Source organism: Hymenobacter ruber (assembly GCF_054783255.1).
In genome coordinates, this window is the sequence record NZ_BAAGQX010000004.1 from 1444790 (window position 1) to 1466219 (window position 21430).

The 21430-nt window shown below is 61.6% G+C and carries 19 protein-coding genes; 10 read left to right on the top strand and 9 right to left on the bottom strand.

Annotated features, from left to right (window positions below; genetic code table 11):
- Positions 1-4 precede the first annotated feature (4 nt).
- The 6 genes from ACYVM5_RS16695 to ACYVM5_RS16720 all read left to right on the top strand — a co-directional run bounded on the left by ACYVM5_RS16695 (position 5) and on the right by ACYVM5_RS16720 (position 6273).
- Positions 5-736, top strand: coding sequence for a phosphoribosylanthranilate isomerase (locus tag ACYVM5_RS16695; RefSeq protein WP_460619239.1), 732 nt, complete (start codon positions 5-7; stop codon positions 734-736).
- On the top strand, positions 733-1935 hold the full coding sequence (gene trpB / locus ACYVM5_RS16700; RefSeq protein ID WP_460619240.1) for a tryptophan synthase subunit beta: 1203 nt from the start codon (positions 733-735) through the stop codon (positions 1933-1935). Before ACYVM5_RS16695 ends, trpB begins: the two co-directional genes overlap by 4 nt.
- Before the next feature lie 25 nt (positions 1936-1960).
- Positions 1961-2740, top strand: coding sequence for a tryptophan synthase subunit alpha (gene trpA, locus ACYVM5_RS16705; protein WP_460619241.1), 780 nt, complete (start codon positions 1961-1963; stop codon positions 2738-2740).
- A gap of 140 nt (positions 2741-2880) precedes the next feature.
- A complete protein-coding gene (aroF, locus tag ACYVM5_RS16710) occupies positions 2881-3885 on the top strand; it encodes a 3-deoxy-7-phosphoheptulonate synthase (RefSeq protein ID WP_460619242.1) in 1005 nt (334 codons plus the stop codon).
- A 261-nt stretch (positions 3886-4146) separates the two neighbouring features.
- Entirely contained in the window at positions 4147-4863 is a 717-nt protein-coding gene (locus ACYVM5_RS16715; protein WP_460619243.1) for a phenylalanine-4-hydroxylase, read from the top strand.
- A gap of 45 nt (positions 4864-4908) precedes the next feature.
- Entirely contained in the window at positions 4909-6273 is a 1365-nt protein-coding gene (locus tag ACYVM5_RS16720) for a helix-turn-helix domain-containing protein (RefSeq protein WP_460619244.1), read from the top strand.
- A 40-nt stretch (positions 6274-6313) separates the two neighbouring features.
- Here the strand turns inward: ACYVM5_RS16720 and ACYVM5_RS16725 are convergent, their stop codons facing one another.
- From ACYVM5_RS16725 to ACYVM5_RS16755, 7 genes are all read right to left on the bottom strand, one after another.
- Positions 6314-6784, bottom strand: coding sequence for an Mpo1 family 2-hydroxy fatty acid dioxygenase (locus ACYVM5_RS16725; protein ID WP_460619245.1), 471 nt, complete (start codon positions 6782-6784; stop codon positions 6314-6316).
- A 120-nt stretch (positions 6785-6904) separates the two neighbouring features.
- The gene (locus tag ACYVM5_RS16730; protein ID WP_460619246.1) at positions 6905-7783 is read right to left on the bottom strand and encodes a dienelactone hydrolase family protein; all 879 of its coding nucleotides are present in this window, start codon (positions 7781-7783) and stop codon (positions 6905-6907) included.
- 41 nt (positions 7784-7824) lie between these two features.
- Positions 7825-8370 (bottom strand): hypothetical protein, encoded by a 546-nt coding sequence (locus tag ACYVM5_RS16735; RefSeq protein ID WP_460619247.1) that lies wholly within the window; start codon positions 8368-8370, stop codon positions 7825-7827.
- Positions 8371-8401: 31 nt separating this feature from the next.
- On the bottom strand, positions 8402-9715 hold the full coding sequence (locus tag ACYVM5_RS16740; RefSeq protein ID WP_460619248.1) for an ABC1 kinase family protein: 1314 nt from the start codon (positions 9713-9715) through the stop codon (positions 8402-8404).
- Positions 9716-9722: 7 nt separating this feature from the next.
- The gene (locus ACYVM5_RS16745) at positions 9723-10352 is read right to left on the bottom strand and encodes a TetR family transcriptional regulator C-terminal domain-containing protein (protein ID WP_460619249.1); all 630 of its coding nucleotides are present in this window, start codon (positions 10350-10352) and stop codon (positions 9723-9725) included.
- Between the two features lie 116 nt (positions 10353-10468).
- On the bottom strand, positions 10469-11788 hold the full coding sequence (locus ACYVM5_RS16750; RefSeq protein WP_460619250.1) for a cryptochrome/photolyase family protein: 1320 nt from the start codon (positions 11786-11788) through the stop codon (positions 10469-10471).
- 9 nt (positions 11789-11797) lie between these two features.
- Positions 11798-12514 (bottom strand): SDR family NAD(P)-dependent oxidoreductase, encoded by a 717-nt coding sequence (locus ACYVM5_RS16755; protein WP_460620196.1) that lies wholly within the window; start codon positions 12512-12514, stop codon positions 11798-11800.
- A gap of 273 nt (positions 12515-12787) precedes the next feature.
- Here ACYVM5_RS16755 and ACYVM5_RS16760 point away from each other — a divergent pair, with 273 nt between their 5' ends.
- Together ACYVM5_RS16760 and ACYVM5_RS16765 are read left to right on the top strand one after the other, a co-directional pair.
- Entirely contained in the window at positions 12788-16228 is a 3441-nt protein-coding gene (locus ACYVM5_RS16760) for a pyruvate carboxylase (RefSeq protein ID WP_460619251.1), read from the top strand.
- Positions 16229-16351: 123 nt separating this feature from the next.
- Positions 16352-17692, top strand: coding sequence for a M20/M25/M40 family metallo-hydrolase (locus ACYVM5_RS16765; RefSeq protein ID WP_460619252.1), 1341 nt, complete (start codon positions 16352-16354; stop codon positions 17690-17692).
- Positions 17693-17781: 89 nt separating this feature from the next.
- On the opposite strand, the gene ACYVM5_RS16770 is transcribed toward ACYVM5_RS16765, so the two are convergent.
- Complete coding sequence (locus tag ACYVM5_RS16770) at positions 17782-18234, bottom strand: META domain-containing protein (protein ID WP_460619253.1); 453 nt, start codon at positions 18232-18234, stop codon at positions 17782-17784.
- Positions 18235-18333: 99 nt separating this feature from the next.
- Complete coding sequence (locus tag ACYVM5_RS16775; RefSeq protein WP_460619254.1) at positions 18334-19155, bottom strand: transporter; 822 nt, start codon at positions 19153-19155, stop codon at positions 18334-18336.
- Between the two features lie 140 nt (positions 19156-19295).
- Here ACYVM5_RS16775 and ACYVM5_RS16780 point away from each other — a divergent pair, with 140 nt between their 5' ends.
- Together ACYVM5_RS16780 and ACYVM5_RS16785 are read left to right on the top strand one after the other, a co-directional pair.
- Positions 19296-20222 (top strand): alpha/beta hydrolase, encoded by a 927-nt coding sequence (locus ACYVM5_RS16780; RefSeq protein WP_460619255.1) that lies wholly within the window; start codon positions 19296-19298, stop codon positions 20220-20222.
- Positions 20222-21412 carry a hypothetical protein gene (locus ACYVM5_RS16785; RefSeq protein ID WP_460619256.1) on the top strand — a complete coding sequence of 397 codons (1191 nt, stop codon included), beginning with the start codon at positions 20222-20224 and terminating at the stop codon, positions 21410-21412. Before ACYVM5_RS16780 ends, ACYVM5_RS16785 begins: the two co-directional genes overlap by 1 nt.
- Positions 21413-21430 lie beyond the last annotated feature (18 nt).

Sequence of the window (21430 nt, forward strand, 5' to 3'; positions counted from 1 at the left end):
GGAAATGAAAACGCCCCGCCCCAACTTATCCGATTTAGCAGCCGCTGCGGGCGTGCCCGGTGCAAAAGTAGGTTCAGTACCAGTTACCCCGGCGCGGCTGCTGGTGAAGGTGTGCGGCATGCGCGACGCGGCCACATTGGCAGAGGTGGCTGCATTGGGGCCGGATTTCCTGGGCTTCATTTTCGCCCCCAAGTCGCCCCGCTTTGTGGGCGAGATGCTGGCCCCCGACCTGGTGCGTGCCCTGCCGCCAACCATTTGGAAAGTAGGCGTGTTTGTGAACGAAACCACCGAAAATATTCTCACAACGGCGCAGCGCTTCGGCCTCGCCGGCGTGCAGCTGCACGGGCAGGAAACGCCCGCGCAGTGTGAAGAACTCAACGAAGCGGGCCTGCTGGTGATGAAGGCATTTTCGGTAGGGGAGAAGGTTGATTTTGCTTCCCTGCTGCCTTACGTACCGTATTGCGACTACTTCCTCTTCGATACCAAAGGCCTCGCGCCCGGTGGCAACGGGGCCACTTTCAACTGGAATCTGTTGCAGTCTTACAACCTGCCCGTGCCCTATTTCCTGGCCGGCGGGCTGGGGCTGGAACATGCCGCCGAGCTGGCCAACCTGCGCCTGCCCGGTCTGGCCGGCGTCGATTTGAACAGTGGTTTTGAAACTGCGCCGGGCGTGAAAGATGCCGGCCGCCTGGCCCAAATGCTCACCCAATTGCGCTCCGGCGCAACATCGATATGACTTCTACAACCTCTTATAAACAGCCCACGGCCCGTGGCTACTACGGCCAGTTCGGTGGCGCATTCGTGCCCGAAATGCTTTTTCCCAACGTGGAAGAGCTGCGCACGCAGTACCTGGCAATCATGGCCGACCCGGCGTTTCAGGCCGAATTGCAAGGGCTGCTGCGCGACTATGTAGGCCGCCCCACGCCGCTATTCGAAGCCAAGCGCTTGTCGGCCAAATACAACACGCGGATTTTCCTCAAGCGCGAAGACCTTTGCCATACTGGTGCCCACAAAATCAACAACACCGTGGGCCAGATTCTGCTGGCCAAGCGCTTGGGTAAAACGCGCATCATTGCCGAAACCGGGGCGGGGCAGCACGGCGTGGCTACCGCCACCGTGTGCGCCCTCATGGGCCTGCCCTGCGTGGTGTACATGGGTGCCATCGACATGGAGCGCCAGGCGCCCAACGTGGCCCGGATGCGCCTGCTCGGGGCCGAAGTGCGCCGCGCCACCAGCGGCAGCCAAACCCTGAAAGACGCCACCAACGAGGCCATCCGCGACTGGATTGCCAACCCCGTCGATACCCACTATATCATCGGCTCGGTGGTGGGCCCGCACCCGTACCCCGATTTGGTGGCGCGCCTGCAAGCCGTTATCAGTGAGGAAATGCGCAAGCAGCTGCTGGAAAAAACCGGCTCCGAGCTGCCCGATTTCGTGGTGGCCTGCGTGGGCGGCGGCTCTAACGCGGCCGGCGCGTTCTACCACTTTCTGGACGAGCCTGCGGTGCGCCTGATTGCGGTGGAAGCCGCTGGCCACGGCATCCACTCCGGCCATTCGGCGGCCACGTCGGTGCTGGGCAAGCCGGGCATCATCCACGGCAGCAAGACCTTGCTGATGCAGGACGAGCACGGCCAGATTACCGAGCCCTACTCGCTAAGCGCCGGGCTGGACTACCCCGGCATCGGGCCGCTGCACGCCTATCTGGGCGATGTGGGCCGCGCCCGGTTCATCGCCATTACCGACGATGAGGCGCTGGCTGCCGTGGCCGAGCTGAGCCGCCTTGAAGGCATCATCCCGGCCCTGGAAACGGCCCACGCGCTGGCGGCTCTGGGCCAGCTTGGGGCGGGGCCGGACGACGTAGTGGTGGTTAACCTCTCCGGGCGCGGCGACAAGGATTTGGAAACATACCTCAAAAACATGGACAAGCTGGTGTAGTCTGCGGCTTCCCAAAACGATTTATATGGACCGCATCAAACATGCCTTCGCGAGCAAGCGCAACCTGCTCAATACCTATTTCACCGCCGGCTACCCCAGCCTGCACGACACCATTCCGCTGGCTCGGGCGCTGGTGGAGGCCGGAGCCGACATTCTCGAAATCGGTATGCCCTTCTCCGACCCGCTGGCCGATGGCCCCATCATCCAGGGCAGCAGCACGGTGGCCCTGGCCAATGGCATGAACCTGCCCGTGCTGTTCGAGCAGTTGCGAGGCCTGCGTGCCGCCGTGCCCGAAACGCCGGTGCTGCTCATGGGCTACCTCAACCCGGTGATGCAGTTTGGGGTGGAAGAATTCTGCCGCCAGGCCGCCGCCGTGGGCATTGATGGCCTTATTCTACCCGACCTGCCACTCGATGAATACGAAGAATTCTACCAGGAAATCTTCAAAAAACACGGCCTTAAAGCCGTTTTTCTCATCACTCCCCAAACCTCGGAAGAACGTATCCGTCGCCTCGACAGCCTCTCCGAAGCCTTTCTGTACTTGGTATCTGGCCCCGGCACCACCGGCGGCACCACGCAGCCAGATGTTGAGGTTCAGGCCAAATACTTCGAGCGCATCGCGGCCCTGAACCTGCGCAATCCCCGCCTCATCGGCTTCGGCATTGCCGATAAAGCCGGTTTCGACCGCGCCTGCCATCATGCTGAAGGCGCTATCATCGGCTCCGCTCTTATTCGAGCGCTGGAAGATGTTGACGATGCCCCGGCCGCCGCTGGGCGCTTCGTGCGGGGCATCAAGGAGGCGTAACCGGAACGTTATGCCGAGCGCAGCGAAGCATCTTGCGTGCCGCCACTGATTCTTTTGTTTGAACAAATTGGAATGCCATTGCACGCGAGATGCTTCGCTGCGTTCGGCATGACGTTCTATATTCTCCTCGACTGCATCCAATGATAATCCAACTCGAAAAATCTGCTTCAGTCCCCGCCATCACCGAGCACCTGAAGCAGCAGGGCTACAAAGCCACCGAAGTCACGACCCAGCACGCCCATTACCTAGTGGCCATTGGGAAGAAGGAATTCGACATCCGCACCATTGGCCAGTTGCCCGGCGTGCGCGACGTGCACCGCGTGAGCGACGACTACAAGCTCGTAAGCCGCAAGTGGCGCGTGAAGCCCACCGTGCTCGACCTCGGCGACGGCGTGAGCATCGGTGGTAACTCGCTGGCCATCTGCGCCGGCCCGTGCAGCATCGAGAGCGAAGCCCAGATGGAAAAGGTGATGGACCACCTCGTGGCCAACGGCGTGCGCCTGATGCGCGGCGGTGTGTTCAAGCCCCGCTCGTCGCCCTACGCTTTCCGCGGGCTGGGGCTGGAGGGGTTGCGTGATTTCCACCGCATGGCCCGGGCGCGCGGCCTCAAAATTGTGACCGAAGTCATGCAGGTATCGCAGGTGGAGGAGATGCACGACTTCGTGGACGTGTTCCAGGTAGGAGCCCGCAACACCCAAAATTTCAACCTGCTCGATGCCCTGGGTGGCGTGGACAAGCCGGTGCTTCTGAAGCGCGGCATCTCGGGCTCAATTGAGGAGCTGCTGTCGTCGGCCGAGTACGTGTTTTCGGGCGGTAACGAGAAGCTGATTCTCTGTGAGCGCGGCATCCGCACGTTTGAAACCGCTAGCCGCAATACTTTGGATTTGAACGCGGTGCCGATTCTGAAAGCCAAGAGCCACCTGCCGGTGATTGTTGACCCTTCGCACGGCATCGGCATCCGGGAGTACGTGCCCACGATGGCGCTGGCCGGAGTGATGGCCGGAGCCGACGGCATCGTGTACGAAACCCACGAAACGCCCGAAACTGCTGCCTCGGACGGTGCGCAGACGCTGGATTTTGATGAATCGGCCCGCCTGATTCGCAACCTGCGGCGCGTGTACCAGCTGCGCCAGGAACTTGAATAAAGAAAAATTAATGTGGGGAAATGCTTGCATTTCTAAAATCGGTTCCTAAATTCGTCTCACTCATGCGCCACCAATTCGTCAATTGCATTAACACCCTAATGACCGCCCCCAAACAGGGCGGGTACGGGCTGCGATTGGCGCTAACGGAAGACGAGGCATGACACCCGAACTTCTCTAGAAACCTTCAAAAGCCCGAATCCGCCAGGATATCGGGCTTTTTTTTCGCCCTGTTTTAACCACGTTTACCTTTTTCGTTACGCTATGTTTACCAAGCCCACCTCCGCCAACGCCACCAGCCAGGACCAGCTCATCTGGAAGATGCTGTTTGACCGCCAGACCGCGCTGCTGCACCGGCGGGCCGTGCCGGCGTTTTGGGAAGGATTGACTCGGTTAGGCTTCCGGCGCGAAGCCATCCCTGACATCCGGGAGCTGAGCGCTACGGTGGAGGCCGAAACCGGCTGGCAATTGGCGCCGGTGGGCCGGCCGTTCGAACCTGCCGCGTTTTTCGCCCTGCTGGCCGAGCGTAAGTTTCCGATTGTGACCCGCATCCGGTCGATGCAAGCCTTCGATTTCAGCCCCGAGCCGGACTTGTTCCACGACTTGTTTGGGCACGTACCGATGCTGCTTGATGAGGGGCTGGCCAACTTCCTGCATGAGCTGGGGCAAGCCTACGTGGCCCAGCCGGCGGGCTCGCCGGCGCGGGAGCAGCTGTGGGCGCTGTACTTCTTCACGGCCGAGTTTGGCATGGTGCAGTACGAGGGCAAGCCGCACCTCTACGGGGCGGGTCTGCTGTCGTCGGCCGGTGAAATCCACCACTGCGTGAACGAGTTAACGCCGCGCCCGTCCTTCGACCTGGCCACCGTGCTCCGCACGCCTGTAACTGGGGCGCGGTACCAAAATCAGTACTTCATGCTGCCCGCCTGGGAGCAGCTCACCGAATGTGTGGCCGAGCTGGCCGGCATGCTGGCATTGAGCTAGGGTCGTTGGGGGCGAAGGCATGGCTATATGCACTAGCTTCGCAACATGCTGTTTGAATTTGGGGCGCATAGCGCGCTGCTGCTGCCGTTTGTGGTGCCGGGGCTGGTGCTGGCGGGGCATTTACTGATTCGCAATTTCCGTTTCGGCGCGTTGCCCGATGGGCTACTGGCGCTGCTTCTATTCCTGAATGTGCTGCCCGTAACGCAGTGGATGCTGGGCTACGCCGGCTGGTACGACAGCCACGACGGCCACTCCACTGCAATGTTTTACGTGCCGTGGCGGCCCTGGCTGGCCTGGGGGCCGGCGTTTTACCTGTACTTCCGCAGCCTCACCAACCAAGAATTTGAGCTGCGGAAGCACTGGGGGCACTTGCTGCCGGGGCTACTATTTGCGGGGCTGTACGCGGCGGCGGCGCTCTACGATTTGGTCTGGGGCCGGGCGCTACACGGCTGGGCGCTGCCTTACCACTTTGGCACTAAAGGCGCGGCAGCCAACTTCCTCGATACGCTGAGTGCGCCCGCCGAGTGGCTGGGCTATGCGCTGATGCTGGGCTACGGGCTGGCCACGCTGCGGCTTTTCCGCCGCTACCGCCGTTACCTCGACGACAATTTTTCGGACACGGCGCGGCTTCGGTTTCGGGGATTGCGCGATTTGTTGGTGGCCGCGTTGCTGGGGTTAGTGCTGTGGGTGGGCTTTGAGTTGGTGAACCGCGCCGTTGGGCCGCTGGGCTACGGCGACTATTGGTACGCCTACTTTGCCAACGGGGCGCTGATTTATTACCTGAGCGTCGTGGGCTTGCAGGCCAACTTCGCTGCCATGACACCGCTGCGATTCGAACCCGAAACGGCTGACGTTGGCGAAGTTTCCTTCAATTATAAGCCATTGGCATCGGCTGAAATAGCGCCCGGGCCTGGTACAATAACCGAAGAAATGGCCACTGCTCCGGTTGTGGCAATACCATTCGTTCCCGCTGTTGCCGTGGCTGATGCGCCAAAAGCAACTGCGGGTATTGCAACGCAGGCCGCAGCGGCAGCAGAACGTGAGGCCACTGCCGACGCGCTGGCCCCCGAACTGCACCCGTGGCGCGAGAAACTGCTGGCTTTGATGGCCGAACAGCAACCCTGGCTGGAACCCGAGCTCACCCTGGCCGAGCTGGCCCATCGCCTGCGCACCAACACTTCGCTGCTCTCGCACGTCATCAACACCGGTTGCGGGCAGAACTTCAACGACTTTGTGAACCGCTACCGCGTGGCCGAGGCCGAGCGCAAGCTGCAAGACCCGCGCCTGGCGCATTACTCGCTGGTTGGCATTGCGTTGGAGTCGGGCTTTAATTCTAAGTCTACCTTCAACCGGGTGTTCAAAAAGCTGATGGGCCGCACGCCGGGCGAAATCAGTCGGCCCAAGCCATAAGGACCAGTATTGTGGAAGTGAGCGGCTTGTCTCCTTCAAATTAATATCCCCAGCCCAGCCGGCGGTACACGAAATGCAGCAGCCACAGCGGCCCAATCAGCAGAAACTGCAGGTCCTTGAGGAAGCTGGGTTTCTTGCCTTCTACCTTGTGGCCCCAGAACTGGCCCACCCAGGCCAAGGCGAAGATGATGAGGCAAATACCCCACAGCGGTAGCGCTGCCGCGCCCGCCACCACACGCAGGGCCACCGCCATGGCCACCCACACCAGCACCATGCCCAGCGCCAGCCGCCCGCTCAGCCGCACGTAGTACACGAGGGCCAACGCCATCACCAGCGTGCCCCAGTTCAGCCAGGGGCTGATTTGCTGGATGGCCGCCGGCACCGGCACCGACCACAGCAGGCCGATGAGCGAGAACATTATCAGCGGCACACACACCCAGTGCACCAGCTTGTTGGTGGGGTTCTGGTGGCTTTCGCCGTATTCAGAGAGGAGGGCGGAGAGCGAGGCCATGACGGTGGGAATTGGAGTAGCGCGAACTTTTAGTTGCGAGGAGGTGGATTCGGACTCACCAAAGTAGCACAAAAAAAGCCTTCCCAACCGGGAAGGCTTTTCCGTTTCAAACCAAAAAAACTATGCTTTCGACTTGAAGCGGCCGCGCAGGTAGGCCAGCGCCTGGCCGTGGGCTTTGGTAGCGTATTCCTTGTTGAACTTGGGGTTCGACGGATTGGCGAAGGCGTGGTCGGCGTCGTAGTTTTCGATGGTGACGCTTTTGCCGGCGGCGGTCATGTCTTTCTTGAACTGGCCCACCACTTCGGGGTCAATCCATTTATCCTGAGTGGCGAAAATGCCTAACACGTCGCTGTTCAGGGTTTTGAGTTTGGATGGGTCCTTTTCGGGCATACCGTAATACATCACGCAGCCCACCGTTTGCTTGCCGCCGAGCAGGGCTTCCTGCAGGCTCCAGCCGCCGCCAAAGCACCAGCCGATGCTGGCCAATTGGGCCTTGGGGCCGGCATACATTTGGGCCCCTTTAAGGATGGCTGTGGCGCGCTCGGTTTTCACCTCGCCCATGTATTTGCCGGCTTCTTCGGGCGTGGTCGCCACCTTGCCATCGTAGAGGTCCACAGCAATGACGTTGACATCGGGCATTTCGTTGGCGAAGGTGGCGGCTTCCTTCTTAATGTAGTCATTCAGGCCCCACCATTCGTGAATCACGAACAGGTACTTGTTACTGGGCTTGGCGCTCTTGATTTCGAAGCCGTGGCCGGGCGTACCGTCCGGGGTTTTGAATTCAATCATCTTGCCTTCGCCCGCATAGGAATAGGGCAGGGGCGCGTCGTGGCCGCCCGAGAAATCCTTGTCGGTGGCGAGCATGGCGAAGGCCTCGGTGGCCGAGGCCGACAGGTTGGCGGCGGGACGGGCGCAGCAGCTGGCCATCTGTTGGGCTGAAGCCGAAAAGGAGAGGCTGAGCAGGGCCGCGCCAAGCGTGAGTAGTTTTTTGGTGAGCATGGGAATTGGTAATAATTGAAACGAATGAGCCAGTGCAACAGCTAGCCCGGCAAAACTTCCTGCATAAGATTGCGAAGTTTTGGTAATTCGCGCGCAGCCCGGCTGCGCAGCGCAGCCGAGGTGGTCGAGCTTAGCGCGGTTTCGGCAGCAGCTATTACCTCGGCGGTCAGTTCGGGATAGGGGCCGGCGAGGCGGGCGGCGGCGGTGAGGGCGTAGGCCCGAATGGCCACCGGCTCGCGGGGCGCCCGCAGCAGCCCCAGGCAGGTATCGAATGCCAAAGCCTGCCACTCTTCGGGCACGGGCACAAATTGCAAGGCCCGCGCCACGGCTCGCCGAATGGCCGGGTGCTGCTCTGGACTGGGCTGGGCGGCGGCCAGCAGGCCCGGCAGGTGGGGCACCAGCCATTTGGGCCGGCGCTCGCCCACCCAGCCCAGCACGTCGGCGGCCAGCTGGCGCTCGCGCTCCGCGCCGTACCAGAACAGTTGCAGGAGCTCGGCCAGGGCCGTGGGGTGGGCACAGGCGTATTCGGCCAGTCGCTGGGTCTGGCGCGCCGAATGTTCCCGCAGTAGCTCGGTCCGGAGGTTCATAACCGAAATGTAGCACATGCTTTCGCTTGGGCTACCTCATAGCCGGAATTCCGGTTTGAATGGAAGCGCCCAGCTCCGTGAGCAGTGCAAACAAGCCCACGTAGGTGCGGTTCAAGTAGATAAAATGCTCGGAGCCCCGCGGCTCGCGCTGCTTGCGCAGCTCGGGGTCAGCCATCAGGTCGTCGCCGAGGGCGTAGAGGGCGGCCATGTAAGTTGGGTCGCCGAAATCGAACGTGGCCTGGCGGAAGGGGCGGCCCACCAGCTCCAGCGATACCCGCATGGTGCGCAGGTAAAGCGCCTGCATGGCCAGTGCATCGGTGGCGCGGAGCACGCCGGCCTGGGTGAGCAGGGCTTCGAGGCGGGCTTCGTCGGCAATGGTTTCGGGAGCTAGCAAAGCGGTAAATAACTCGTAAACGTCCACCGGCACTTCTTTCACGCAGCCAAAATCGAGCACACTGAGGGTGCCGCCGTTATCGGCCCGCAACAGGAAATTGCCGGGGTGCGGGTCGGCGTGCAGCTGGTGCAGCTGGTTGAACTGGAACTGGTAGAAATCCCACAGCGCCTGACCGATTTGGTTGCGGATTTCCTTACTAGGATTGGTGGCCAGAAACTCCTTGAGGTGCTGGCCGGGCAGCCAATCCATGGTGAGAATGCGGGCCGTGGAAAACTCGGGGTAATAGGCCGGGAACTCCAGGTGATTAATTTCTTGGCAGTTGGCCGCAATGTCCTGGCCGCGCCGCAGCTCCAGCTTGTAATCGGTTTCTTCGAGCAGGCGGGTTTCGACTTCCTCCAGGTAAGGCCGCACCTGGGCTTCGTTAAGGCCCATGATGCGCAGGGCAATGGGCTTCACCAGCCGGATATCCGACTTGATGCTGTCGGCCACGCCGGGGTATTGCACTTTCACGGCTAAGGCTTTGCCATCCTTGCGGGCGAAGTGCACCTGCCCAATGCTGGCCGCCTGCCGCGCCTCCGGCTCAAACTCATCGAAAAGCTGAAACGGCGACTTCCCAAACGCGTCCCGAAACGCCTTCACCACCAGCGGGCCGGAGAGGGGCGGGGTCGAGTATTGGGCCTGGGCAAACTGCTCGGCGTAGGCCGTGGGCAGCATGTTCTTTTCCATGGCCAGCATCTGCGCCACTTTCAGCACGGAACCCTTCATCTCGCTCAGCGTGCCGTAGAGCTCGGCGGCGTTGGCGGCGTGCAGGTCCGCAGTGGTCGATTCTGCGCCAACGGCTTTCTTGGCGTAGTGCTTTATATAATTGGTGCCGACGTTGAAGCCGGTTTTGGCAAAGCGGGCGGCGCGGGCCACCTTGGTGGTCGGCAGAGAGGTTTGGGGTTCGTCCATTACGTAATTATTTCCGCACCAGAAACCGCACGAAATCCACGGCCGAATCAATCGTATTGCGGCCCACCAAATCGAAGCTCAGCGTCACGGCTTTTTCCACGGCGGCGTCGGTGCGCTCGAAATTCACGGTGTCGTCTTTGGCGAAATAGCCGAGCACGAACAGCGCCTGCTGCCAGAAAAAGCGCGGGTAGCCGTCCTGCACCAGCGGGCGGTTGGCGATTTCGCCGGTTACGCGGCCGGCGCTAAGCAGGTCGCTCACGAAATATTCGAAATCCTGCCGGAAGTCGTCGAGCACGCGGGGCGACAGCGCCGGGATGCGGTGCAGCGAGCGGCGCAAGCTCATTAGGGCGTAGGAGCGGTTGTTTTTGAGGATTTCGAGCAGCGTGTAGTAGAACGCCAGCAGCTTTTCGCGGCTACCGTAGCCTTCCCACACGGGCTCGGCGGCGGCGGTTTCGCGCGCCTGCCGGCCAAAATCGGCCCAGATTTCGCGGTCGATGGCTTCGAAATTGGGGTAGCTCTGGTAGAATTCCGACTCGGCCAGGCCCAACTGCTGGGTGAGCTTGAACACCGATTGCGGCGGGTGGCCTTCGTTGAGCACGAAGTCGAGATAGGCTTGTTTGATGCGGTCCTTTTCCATGTGGGTGTAACCGGTTGAGGAGGCGCCAAGTTCGGAATGTAGCGCGGACTTTGTAGTCCGCGAGTAACCGAAATTCGCTCCGGCTACTCGCGGACTACAGAGTCCGCGCTACGTTGCTACGAAGCCGCGATGCGCGCCGCTCGGATGGCTTCCACCGCCCGCTCGCGCCCAAACTTGTGCTCGACAATTAGCGCTGGATATTTCGAAGTTTCTACCTCGGGCACCCACCGCTTCACATACTTCATTTCGGGGTCGACCTGCGCTTGCTGGCTCTCGGGGCTGTACACCCGAAACCAGGGGGCCGAAATGGCCCCGGTGCCGGCCATCCACTGCCAGTTGCCCACGTTGTTGGCCATGTCGTAGTCGAGCAGCTTGTCGGCGAAATATCGCTCGCCCCAACGCCAGTCGATGAACAGGTGCTTCACCAGAAAGCCGGCCACGGTCATGCGCACGCGGTTGGGCATGTAGCCGGTTTCGTTGAGCTGGCGCATGCCGGCATCCACCAGCGGGTAGCCAGTGCGGCCGTCGCACCAGGCCCGGAACTCGTCCTCGTTGTTGCGATAGTGGATGTGCCGCATCTTGGGGTCGTAGCTCTGGGTGGCGGTGTGGGGGAAATGCCAGAGTAGCATCATAAAGAAGTCGCGCCAGATTATTTCGGCCAGTAGCTTCGGGTTCAGTTCTTTGGCTTGGCGCATCACCTCGCGCACACTCAGGGTGCCGAAGCGCAGGTTCAGCGACTCGCGGGTGCTGCCGTGCTCGTTGGCGGGCGTGTCGCGCGTTTTGTGGTAGTTGCGCACAATGCCCTCGGCCGGCAGCTTCACCGGCGGTAAGTATTGCTCCCGGCGCTCAAAACCCATGCTTTTGAGCGTAGGGCGCGCCTTTTCTTCGGAAACGTGTTGCAGGTTAGCCTTCTGAAATAGCTTTTTAGAATCGTGTGGCTCCAGCAGCTCATCGGTCAGCTTGGCCGTGTAGGCTTTCAGGTAAGCGCCGAAAACCTTGGGCACCGTGCCCGATTTGGTCATAATCTCATCTTTAGCGAAGATGACCTGGTCTTTATAGGCATGAAATTCCACATCGTGCTTTTTCAGCATTTTGGCTACGGCAGTGTCGCGCTTGGTGGCGTAGGGTTCGTAGTCTTCGTTGGTGTACACCGCAGCCACGTCGAAGTCCTTCACCAACTGCTCCAGCACCTTCAGCGGCTCGCCGTAGCGGGCCACGAAAGTGCCGCGTGCCGCTTCGGTTTCTTGGGCCAGCTTCTCTACTTCGTCAAAAATGAACGTGAGCCGGGCATCAGCTTTCTCGGGCAGATGGTCGAGGATTTCCTTATCGTAAATGAACAGCGGCAGCACCGGCAGGCCACTGGCCAGCGCTGCTGCCAGGCCCACGTTGTCGTGAATACGCAAATCGCGCCGGTGCCAGAAGATGCAGATTTTCATAACTGTTGCCTACTTCAATTTCCCCATGCCGCCATCTACGGCCAGTACCTGGCCGGTCACGAATGAGCTATGGTCGGAGAGCAGAAACGAGGCCATGTAGGCCAAATCCTCGGGCTGGCCGATGCGCTGCAGGGGGTGGCGCTTGCCGCCGGCCTCCACCTTCTCGGGCGAGTTGAGCAGCGCGGCGGCCAGCGGCGTGTTGGTGAGCGAGGGCGCGATGCAATTCACGCGCACGCCGCTGGCGGCATACTCGGCGGCCAGGGCGCGGGTGAGGCCTTCCACGGCGGCCTTGGCGGTGGCAATGCTGGCGTGGAAGCTCATGCCCGTATCGGCCGCCACGGTGCTGAAAAGCACGATGGAGGCAGTGCCTTCGGCTTTTTTTAGGCGCTTGATGGTGGCCTGAATGACGCGCACGGCCCCCAGCACGTTCAGGTCGAAATCAGCCTGAAAATCCTCCACCGGAATGCGTTCGAACGGGCGCAGCTTGATGCTGCCGGGGCAGTACACCACGCCGTGCAGCACCTCGGGCAAGCCGTCGAGGGCCGGGCCCACGGCCTGCGTGGCATCGTAGGCGATGTGCGTGGTATCCAGCGCTGCCAGCTCCGGCGATTGGTGGCGCGAGGCCGTGAACAGGTTGGCGCCGAGGCCGCTAAGTAGGGTGGCCGTAGCCAGTCCGATGCCCGACGATGCGCCAATAATGAGAAAATTTTTGTCGGAAAACTGCATGAGCCGCGAAATGGTGATGAGCTGTTGACCTAACTCGGTTTCAGCTTTCTTGTTTGCCAGGCAGTTGTACATGATTACGGTATTGCTTCAACTTAATCCGACGAATAGAGCGGGTGAATTGGCGGCATGCCGGAGGCTTCGTAATAATTTGATAACAGAACGGCTTTCAGGCTGGGCGGGTGCGAATTATAAAATGTGCAAACGTTTGTATCGCAAATTGCCCGGCCTTTGGTGTAGTTTCGCCGTATTCGCGTCTATCACCCCACTGCCTCTATGAACATAACTAAACTCCTGGTCGCCAACCGTGGCGAAATTGCCATTCGCGTGATGCGCGCCGCCACCGAGCTCAACATCCCCACGGTGGCCGTGTACACCTACGAGGACCGGTACTCGCAGCACCGCTACAAGGCCGACGAAGCCTACCAGATTGGCCGCGACGATGAGCCGCTGAAGCCCTACCTCGACATCGAAGGCATCATCCGCGTTGCCAAAGAGAATGGCGTCAACGCCATCCATCCCGGCTACGGCTTCCTCTCGGAAAATGCCACCCTTTCACGGCGCTGCGCCGAGGAAGGCATCATTTTCGTCGGCCCGCGCCCCGAAGTCATGGAAGCCCTCGGCGACAAAGTGCGCGCCAAGGAAGTGGCCCAGCAGTGCCAGGTGCCCCAAATCGAGAGCAGCGAAGCCGATTTGGTGGACTTCGAAACCGCTAAAACCGAGGCCAACCGCATTGGGTACCCCGTGATGTTGAAGGCCGCAGCCGGCGGCGGCGGGCGCGGCATGCGCATCATCCGCGACGATGAGCAGATGGAAAAGGGCTTTTTTGAGGCGCGGAATGAGGCGCTGAATGCCTTCGGTGACGACACGGTGTTCCTGGAGAAATTCGTGGAGCGGCCCAAGCATATTGAAGTTCAGTTAGTGGGCGACCACCACGGCAACCTCGTGCATCTCTACGAGCGTGACTGCTCGGTGCAGCGCCGCTTCCAGAAAGTAGTGGAAGTGGCGCCCGCCCTGAACCTACCCGACCACCAGCGGCACCTCCTGTACGAGTACGCCCTGCGCATCGGGCGGGCCGTGGGCTACGACAACGTGGGCACCGTCGAATTCCTGGTGAACCCCGAGCAGGACCGGATTTACTTCATTGAGGTAAACCCGCGGATTCAGGTAGAACACACAGTGACCGAAATGATTACCGGCATCGACCTGATTAAAACTCAGATTTATATCGCCGCGAACTACAAGCTCAGCGACCCGGAAATCGGCCTCGGCCCCGATGTGGTACCGCTGCGGGCCGGCTTCGCGGTGCAGTGCCGCGTGACCACCGAAAACCCCGCCAACGACTTCAAGCCCGACTACGGCACCATCGTGGCCTACCGCTCGGCGGGCGGCTTCGGTATCCGGCTCGACGAGGGCTCGGTGTATCAGGGCGCAGTGGTATCGCCGTTTTTTGATTCGATGCTGGTCAAAATCTCGGCCCACGCGCCCACGCTGCACGGCGCGGCCCAGAAAATGCTGCGCGCGCTGGACGAATTCCGCATTCGTGGGGTGAAAACCAACATTCCGTTCCTGAAAAATATCGTCGGCAACGAGGAATTCCAGACCGGCCATGCCACCGTCGATTTCATCAAGGACCACCCCGAACTGTTTCAGTTTGAAACCCGGCAGGACCGCGCCACGCGCCTGCTCGGCTTCATCGGCGAGACAGTGGTGAACGGCAACCCCGACGTGAAGAACCTGCTCGACCCGCGCGCCAATCCGCGCCGCCCGCACATTCCGCACTTCGAATACGCCGAACCCGCTCCGGGCACCAAGCAAAAGCTGGACGAGCTAGGACCTGAGAAATTTGCGGAGTGGCTGCGCAATGAGCCGCTCATTCACTACACCGACACTACCCTGCGCGATGCCCACCAGAGCCTGCTGGCCACCCGCATGCGCACCTGGGACATGCTGAAAGTGGCCCGCGCCTACGCCCAGCAGCATCCGCAAACCTTCAGCCTTGAAGTATGGGGTGGTGCGACGTTCGACGTGGCCCTGCGTTTCCTGCACGAAGACCCATGGGAGCGCCTCGCCAAGCTGCGCGAAGCCATTCCGAATATTCTGTTGCAGATGCTCATTCGCGGGGCCAACGGCGTGGGCTACAAAGCCTACCCCGATAACCTGACCGAGCGTTTCGTGCAGCAGGCGGCCGAAACTGGGGTGGACGTGTTCCGCATTTTCGACTCGCTGAACTGGATGAAGGGTTTAGAGGCGTGCATCGGTTTCGTGCGCAACAAAACCACCCGCCTGGCCGAAGCCAGCATTTGCTACACCGGGGACATCATGGACCCGAACCGCACCAAATACACGCTCGATTACTACCTAAAGCTGGCTAAGCAGCTCGAAGATGCCGGCGCGCACATCCTCTGCATCAAGGACATGGCCGGCCTGCTGAAGCCCTACGCCGCCACGGAACTGATTCAGGGCCTGCGCGATACCGTGAAGCTGCCCATTCACCTGCACACCCACGACACGTCCTCATTGCAGGCGGCCACTTATGCGAAGGCCGTGGAGGCCGGGGCCAATGTCATCGATGTGGCGCTGGGCTCGCTTTCGGGCCTCACCTCGCAGCCCAACTTCAACTCGGTGGTGGAAATGCTGCGCCACACGCCGCGCCACCGCGAGTTCAACCAGCATTCCCTCAACGAGTTCAGTAACTATTGGGAGGCCGTGCGCGAGATGTATTATCCGTTTGAGTCGGGCCTGAAAGCCGGCACCTCGGAAGTGTTTCAGCACGAGATTCCCGGCGGGCAGTATTCCAACCTACGCCCGCAGGCGGCCTCGCTGGGCCTGCTCGATAAGTTTGAGGAAGTGAAACAGCGCTTTGCCGACGTGAACATGATGTTTGGCGACATCGTGAAGGTGACGCCCAGCTCGAAAGTGGTGGGCGACATGGCTCTGTTTATGGTAAGCAATGGCCTAACGCCGCAGGACGTGATGGAAAAGGGCGAAAGCCTGAACTTTCCCGAATCGGTGCGCGAGCTATTCCGCGGCGACATCGGCCAGCCTGAAGGCGGCTGGCCCGCCGAGCTGCAAAAGCTGATTCTGAAGAACGAAACCCCGTTCACCGACCGGCCCAATGAGCACCTTGCGCCCATCGATTTCGACAAGGAATGGCCCGCGTTTCAGGAGAAATTCCCCGGCGCGAAGTTCACGGATATGCTTTCATCGCTGCTCTATCCGAAGGTTTTTGAGGAATACTGGGCTTTCCGCCAGAAGTTTGGCAACGTGAGCAAGGTGCCTACTTCCACGTTCTTCTACGGCCTGAAATCGGGCGAGGAAACCATCATCGAAATTGCCCGGGGCAAGTCAGTTATCGTGCGCCTGGAGTCGGTAGGTGACATCAACGAGGAGGGTTGCCGCACCATTTTCTTCACCCTCAACGGTCAGACCCGCAACCTGCAGGTGCGCGACCAGTCGGTGGCCGTCACCAAAATCAGCAACGCCAAAGCCGACAAGGCCAACCCGCGCCAGCTGGGCGCGCCGCTGCAAGGCATGCTCAGCAAAGTGTTGGTGAAGCCCGGCCAGGCCGCGCCCAAAAACACCCCGCTCTTCGTCATCGAAGCCATGAAGATGGAAACCACCATCACCGCCCCGCAGGACCTGACCGTGGCCGATGTGGTGCTGCCCGAAGGCACCCGCGTATCGGCCGATGATTTGGTGCTGACCTTGAGCTAAACCACTGTAACGCGGACTTTGTAGTCCGCGTCCCTACGCCGTTTCAACGATTCGCAAACTGCACCGGGACGCGGACTGCAAAGTCCGCGCTACTTTTCGCGCCCAATCTCCCTTACACTTCGCATGAAACCACTACTTCTCCTGGCCGGTCTGTTGGCCGCCCTGCCAGTCGCCGCCCAAAAAGCAGCCAAGAAACCCGCTCCCAAAGCCGCTAGCGTATCATCCGCCACGGTCACCCGCGTCATTCAGACCCTGGCGGCCGACGACATGCAGGGGCGAGGCACCGGCCAGCCCGGCGGCCTGAAAGCTGCGCAGTTTCTGGCTGCTGAGTTTAAGCGCATCGGTCTGAAGCCATTGCCGGGCCAAGCCAATTTCGAGCAAACCCTCACCGTGTACCAGGGCCTGACCAGCCCGGTGGCGGCCGTCGTCAACGACCAAACTCTGGCGCCGCTGCAGGCCGTGGCCATTTCTGGCGAACCCACCTTGCGCTGGACCAGCGAAGATGCCCAGCCCCCAGCCGTGGTTGTCATCGGCCCCGAGCCCGCCGAGCGCGGCAAAATGTTCTCCTACCTGCGACCCAAGGCCAATACCCTGGTTTTCGTTGATACGGCTCAGACCAAAGCATTCCGTCAGCTGGCGGGCTACACGGCCAAAGGCACCATCAGCGCCGAGCAGCCGAAACCTTTCTCAACGGTGTTTGTGCTGGGCCCCAAGCCGGCAACGCTCACCTACCGCATCAGCGCCAGCAGTGTGCTGCAGCCAGTGGAGCTGCGCAACATTGTGGGCATGCTGCCCGCCCACGACCCCAAGCGGGCCAAGGAGAACGTGGTGTTCTCGGGCCACTACGACCACCTCGGCTACCTCAAGCCGGTGGCAGGCGACTCCATCGCCAACGGGGCCGACGACGACGCCAGCGGCACCACCGCCGTCGTGGCCCTGGCCGAATACTTCAAAAAGAAAAACGACAATGCGCGCCCGCTCATCTTCGTAGCCTTCGCGGCCGAGGAAGTGGGCGGGTTCGGCTCCCAGTTTTTCTCGAAACAGCTCGACCCGCAGCAGGTAGCGGCCATGTTCAACATTGAAATGATTGGCAAAGAGGCCAAATTCGGCCCCAACACGGCCTTCATTACCGGCTACGAGCGGTCCGATTTCGGCAAGCTGCTGCAAGCCAATCTCGCCGGCAGCAAGTTCCGTTTCGAGCCCGACCCGTACCCCGAGCAAAACCTGTTCTACCGCTCCGACAATGCCACCCTGGCCCGCCTCGGCGTGCCCGCCCACACCATCAGCACCGACCAGATTCCGATGGACGGCCTCTACCATTCCGTCGATGACGAAGTGGAAAGCCTGAGCTTGTCCAATATGACGGCTGTTATTCAAGCCATCGCCCAGAGCGCCAGCGGCATTGTCTCGGGCAAGCAAACACCCACCCGCATCCCGCCCCTCACCGACGATAATAGAAAATAAAATGCTGAATGGGTGAATGGCTGGACGGTTGAATTGATTACGAACCAATCAATTCAACCGTCCAGCCATTCACCCATTCAGCAATATATCTACTTCAAATACACCGCCTCCAGCCGCGCTACCGGCGCGCTCGTGGCGTTGAATAGCAGCAGCGTGTCGCCGCTGATGCGGTAGGTGCTCGACTGGCCCAGGGCGCGGGTAAACTCGTTCTCGATGGCAATGGCCGCGCAGGCCATGCGCGTACTCATCAGCGGACTGAACTTCAATTCACCGGCCTTTTCACTGAAAAAAGTGCCCCGGAAGCGGTTGCAGCTGCCGTTGCCTTCGGCCGTGCCATCGGCGCGGAGCAGCAGGTAAGGCTCCTGGGTATCGGCCGGCACGGCCACGAGCTGGCCGGCCAGCTGGCGCGGCACCCAGCGGGTATCGCGCAGCTTGGCGTCGGGCGCCACGCGAGCGGGGGAGTGGGACGCAGCGGTTTCCTGGGGTGGGCGGGTCTGGCAGCCGGCGGCCAGCAGGGTCAGCAGAAAAAAGGAGAGGCGCATAGCAAATGGGTTAAGAAGCTGATTTTACGCAAAAAAGCCTGCGTTACTACGCAGGCTTTTTGCTGAACGTTGTTTTCGCGTTGTTCGCGCCCGTCAGTTCTACTTGCCCACTTTGAATGTGAGGCCAGCTCCTACCGTGGAGGTTCCGGCCGCCAGTCCGCTCACCGCCTGGCCAGCCGTGATGTCGAGGCGCATGGCCGGAATAGGCCGGAAATACACCCCTGCCGTGGTGCCGGTGGTCAGGGCCTGGCGGCCGTAGCCATAGGCTTCCACGAAGAAACCAGCCTTCTCGCTCAGCGGACCATTGAGGGCCAGCGTGCCCAGAAACTGCCCTTTTTCGATGTCCTTGGTGGTGAGGCCGCGCTGGCTGAAGCCGAAGTTGGCTTCGAGGCCAAACCGCTCGCCAATCTGCTCGCTCACCAGCAGGCGGCCGCCGGGGCCCCAGGTGGTGCCGCGCAGGCCCGCGCTACCCGTGCCCGGCACTGCCGACTCGACCAGAATGGCTACCTGCGTGCGGGTGTCGTAGTTGGGCGAAATCATAAATTTCGCGCCCACCACCACCGGGGCCCAGCCGCTGGAATCGACGCGGCCGGCTTCGGTGATGCGCGACGGGCCGTTGTGGAAGTAGGGCTGGCTCACGCGCAGCTCCATGCTGTTGAAAAAGCCGATGCGGAGCGTAGCGGCGCTCAGGCTCTGGGCCAGGCCCACGCCGCCAAACTGGCGCTGGAAGCCTGTTTCGAGCTGCAGGCGCCCGGGGCGGAGTACCTGGGCGGTGATGGTTTGGCCGGGACGGTCGGCGCGAATATTTCGCACGAACGGGGCATCCACGTTGGGATTGTTTTCGTCGGGCGTGTTCTGGGCCAGGGTGAGACCGGGGCTGCCCAGTAGGGCGGCGGCGGCCAGCAGAGTGGTCTTGCGCATGACCTAAAGACCGTGGCCGGTACGGAATAATTCAAATTAGGTTGCAGGTTACAGGATTTTCATCTGATAATGCTACGTGCTTGTTTAATAATGCCGCCATAAGGCCGTGTGGCGTACTTTTGCGTACAATCCGCTATTCTATGAAAACAACCGCTACTATTGCTTTTATGGGCCTTCTGCTGCTGGCCACCGGGCGCCTGTTCGCTCAGCAGACTTTCCCGATTTATACGGGCACCGTGCCCGATTCCCGGCCCAGCGCGGTGCAGGAAACCAGCGTCACGCTGGCCAATGGCGGCGTGCGGATTTCCAACGTGGTGCAGCCCAACCTCACGGCCTTTCTGCCGGCGGCGGGCACGGCCAATGGCACGGCCGTCATCATTTGCCCCGGCGGCGGCTACACCCGGCTGTCCATCGACAGCGAGGGCTACGACGTGGCCAAGCGCCTGAATGAGTTTGGCGTAACGGCCTTCGTGCTGAAATACCGCCTGCCCAACGATGCCAGCCAGCCCGACAAATCCATTGCCCCACTGCTCGATGCCCAGCAGGCGCTGCGCCTTGTGCGCCAGCAGGCCGCCAAATACAATATCAACCCCGAGCGCATTGGCCTGATGGGCTTTTCGGCGGGCGGGCACCTGGCGGCGTGGGCGGGCACCCAGTTTGCCAAGCCGGTGGGCGATAATGCGGGGCCGACTTCGGTGCGGCCCGCGTTTCTGGTGCTCATGTACCCGGTTATCAGCTTCAGCGACACGCTCAAGCACACCGGCTCGCGCGACAACCTGCTGGGCAAAACCCCGTCGGCGGCGCAAATCCGGCAGTATTCCAACGAGCTGCAGGTGACGGCCCAGACGCCGCCCACCTTCCTCGTGCACGCCCAGGACGACAAAACGGTGCCCGTGAACAATAGCATCGTGTTCTACCAGGCCTGCCTGCGCCACGGCGTGCCGGCCGAAATGCACCTTTACCCCAAGGGCGGCCACGGCTTTGGCCTCAACAACAAAACCACCAAAGACCTCTGGACGGACCGCCTGCGCAACTGGCTCGACGCCAACGGCTGGCTCTCAAAATAATGCGCAATCTAGTGGCCGTAGGCCTGCTGGCGCTGCTGGCGGGCTGCGAGCAAAAGCTCCATTCTACGAGGTCGGATGCGCGGGCTATGCCCAGCGTGGCGGTTGCGCCTGCGCCCCTGCCCGCGCCGCCCGCCGCCCCGCCGCCCGTGGCCAAGCCCAAGCCGCCGCCCGAAATCCCCGGTTGGGCCCCGCCCGCCGCGGCCGATACGCTGGTGATGCTCAACGGCCAGCCCTACCACCTGCTGCTGGCCGCCGAAACCGACTCGGCTCACCGCCTCACGGCCACCTACGAGGAAACGCCCGGCCACTTCAAGCGGGTGCGCGGCTTCGAGGGTTACTACACCGTGACGCTGCGCGAGCAGTCCGGCCGCCAGATTTTCAGCCGCAAGCTGCGCAAGGCCGCTTTTTTCAAGAAGGCCGGGGCGGATATCGTGACCGAAAGCGAGGCTTACCTACCGCAGTACCTCGGCTATAGCCGGCCGCTGGGCGCACTGGTTTTCACCCTCGATTTTATGGTGCCCGACAGCGACGTGGGCGGGCAGGTGGTGCTCCTGCTGGACCTGGCCGGCAATGTGCTGCGCCTGAGCGAAGGCCGGGGCCCCGGTGGCGGCCCCGAGGCTGAGCCCGCGCTTTCGCCCAACGGCGCGGCCCTGCTCACGGCATCGGAACTGCTGCGGCCAGGCCGCCCGCCCATGCGCTTCGAGCGGCCCGATGCCGAACTGGTGGGCGCGTCCTTTCTCAGCGACAGCACCGTGCTGGTGGTGTACGCGCCCGGCAAGGCCCACCCCATCCGCTTCGCCGATGGCATGGAGGGCTACGGCCGCACGCCCACCGTGCAGCAGCTGCGCGCGCCCAATGCCTTCGTGCGCAACATCCGCACCGGGCGCGTGCTGCGCCGCTTCCACTACCACGGCTACTACGAGGAAATGGGCTACACCATTCCCAGCTATCAATTGCGGGCCACCGCCACGCAGTACCTGCTCGATGACAAGCGCGGCCTCTACCTGCTGCCGCTGGGCGGCACGGGCGTGCCCGTGGAGATGCGCTTCGCCGCCATGCCGCGCTTCACGCCGCCCAAGCGCCTGGCCGAGGTGCGCTTCGAAATCAACAGCGCCGAAACCACCTTCGCATTTTACGTGGATACCAGCAGCGTGCAGCCCCGCATCCGCTACCAGCGGCTGGCAGAGTAGTGTAGCGCGGACTTTGTA

Excerpts from the sequence above, each read along its gene's own strand:
- ACYVM5_RS16695 (WP_460619239.1), top strand. The coding sequence starts at position 5 with ATGAAAACGCCCCGCCCCAACTTATCCGATTTAGCAGCCGCTGCGGGC.
- trpB (WP_460619240.1), top strand. The coding sequence starts at position 733 with ATGACTTCTACAACCTCTTATAAACAGCCCACGGCCCGTGGCTACTAC.
- trpA (WP_460619241.1), top strand. The coding sequence starts at position 1,961 with ATGGACCGCATCAAACATGCCTTCGCGAGCAAGCGCAACCTGCTCAAT.
- aroF (WP_460619242.1), top strand. The coding sequence starts at position 2,881 with ATGATAATCCAACTCGAAAAATCTGCTTCAGTCCCCGCCATCACCGAG.
- ACYVM5_RS16715 (WP_460619243.1), top strand. The coding sequence starts at position 4,147 with ATGTTTACCAAGCCCACCTCCGCCAACGCCACCAGCCAGGACCAGCTC.
- ACYVM5_RS16720 (WP_460619244.1), top strand. The coding sequence starts at position 4,909 with ATGCTGTTTGAATTTGGGGCGCATAGCGCGCTGCTGCTGCCGTTTGTG.
- ACYVM5_RS16725 (WP_460619245.1), bottom strand. The coding sequence starts at position 6,784 with ATGGCCTCGCTCTCCGCCCTCCTCTCTGAATACGGCGAAAGCCACCAG.
- ACYVM5_RS16730 (WP_460619246.1), bottom strand. The coding sequence starts at position 7,783 with ATGCTCACCAAAAAACTACTCACGCTTGGCGCGGCCCTGCTCAGCCTC.
- ACYVM5_RS16735 (WP_460619247.1), bottom strand. The coding sequence starts at position 8,370 with ATGAACCTCCGGACCGAGCTACTGCGGGAACATTCGGCGCGCCAGACC.
- ACYVM5_RS16740 (WP_460619248.1), bottom strand. The coding sequence starts at position 9,715 with ATGGACGAACCCCAAACCTCTCTGCCGACCACCAAGGTGGCCCGCGCC.
- ACYVM5_RS16745 (WP_460619249.1), bottom strand. The coding sequence starts at position 10,352 with ATGGAAAAGGACCGCATCAAACAAGCCTATCTCGACTTCGTGCTCAAC.
- ACYVM5_RS16750 (WP_460619250.1), bottom strand. The coding sequence starts at position 11,788 with ATGAAAATCTGCATCTTCTGGCACCGGCGCGATTTGCGTATTCACGAC.
- ACYVM5_RS16755 (WP_460620196.1), bottom strand. The coding sequence starts at position 12,514 with ATGCAGTTTTCCGACAAAAATTTTCTCATTATTGGCGCATCGTCGGGC.
- ACYVM5_RS16760 (WP_460619251.1), top strand. The coding sequence starts at position 12,788 with ATGAACATAACTAAACTCCTGGTCGCCAACCGTGGCGAAATTGCCATT.
- ACYVM5_RS16765 (WP_460619252.1), top strand. The coding sequence starts at position 16,352 with ATGAAACCACTACTTCTCCTGGCCGGTCTGTTGGCCGCCCTGCCAGTC.
- ACYVM5_RS16770 (WP_460619253.1), bottom strand. The coding sequence starts at position 18,234 with ATGCGCCTCTCCTTTTTTCTGCTGACCCTGCTGGCCGCCGGCTGCCAG.
- ACYVM5_RS16775 (WP_460619254.1), bottom strand. The coding sequence starts at position 19,155 with ATGCGCAAGACCACTCTGCTGGCCGCCGCCGCCCTACTGGGCAGCCCC.
- ACYVM5_RS16780 (WP_460619255.1), top strand. The coding sequence starts at position 19,296 with ATGAAAACAACCGCTACTATTGCTTTTATGGGCCTTCTGCTGCTGGCC.
- ACYVM5_RS16785 (WP_460619256.1), top strand. The coding sequence starts at position 20,222 with ATGCGCAATCTAGTGGCCGTAGGCCTGCTGGCGCTGCTGGCGGGCTGC.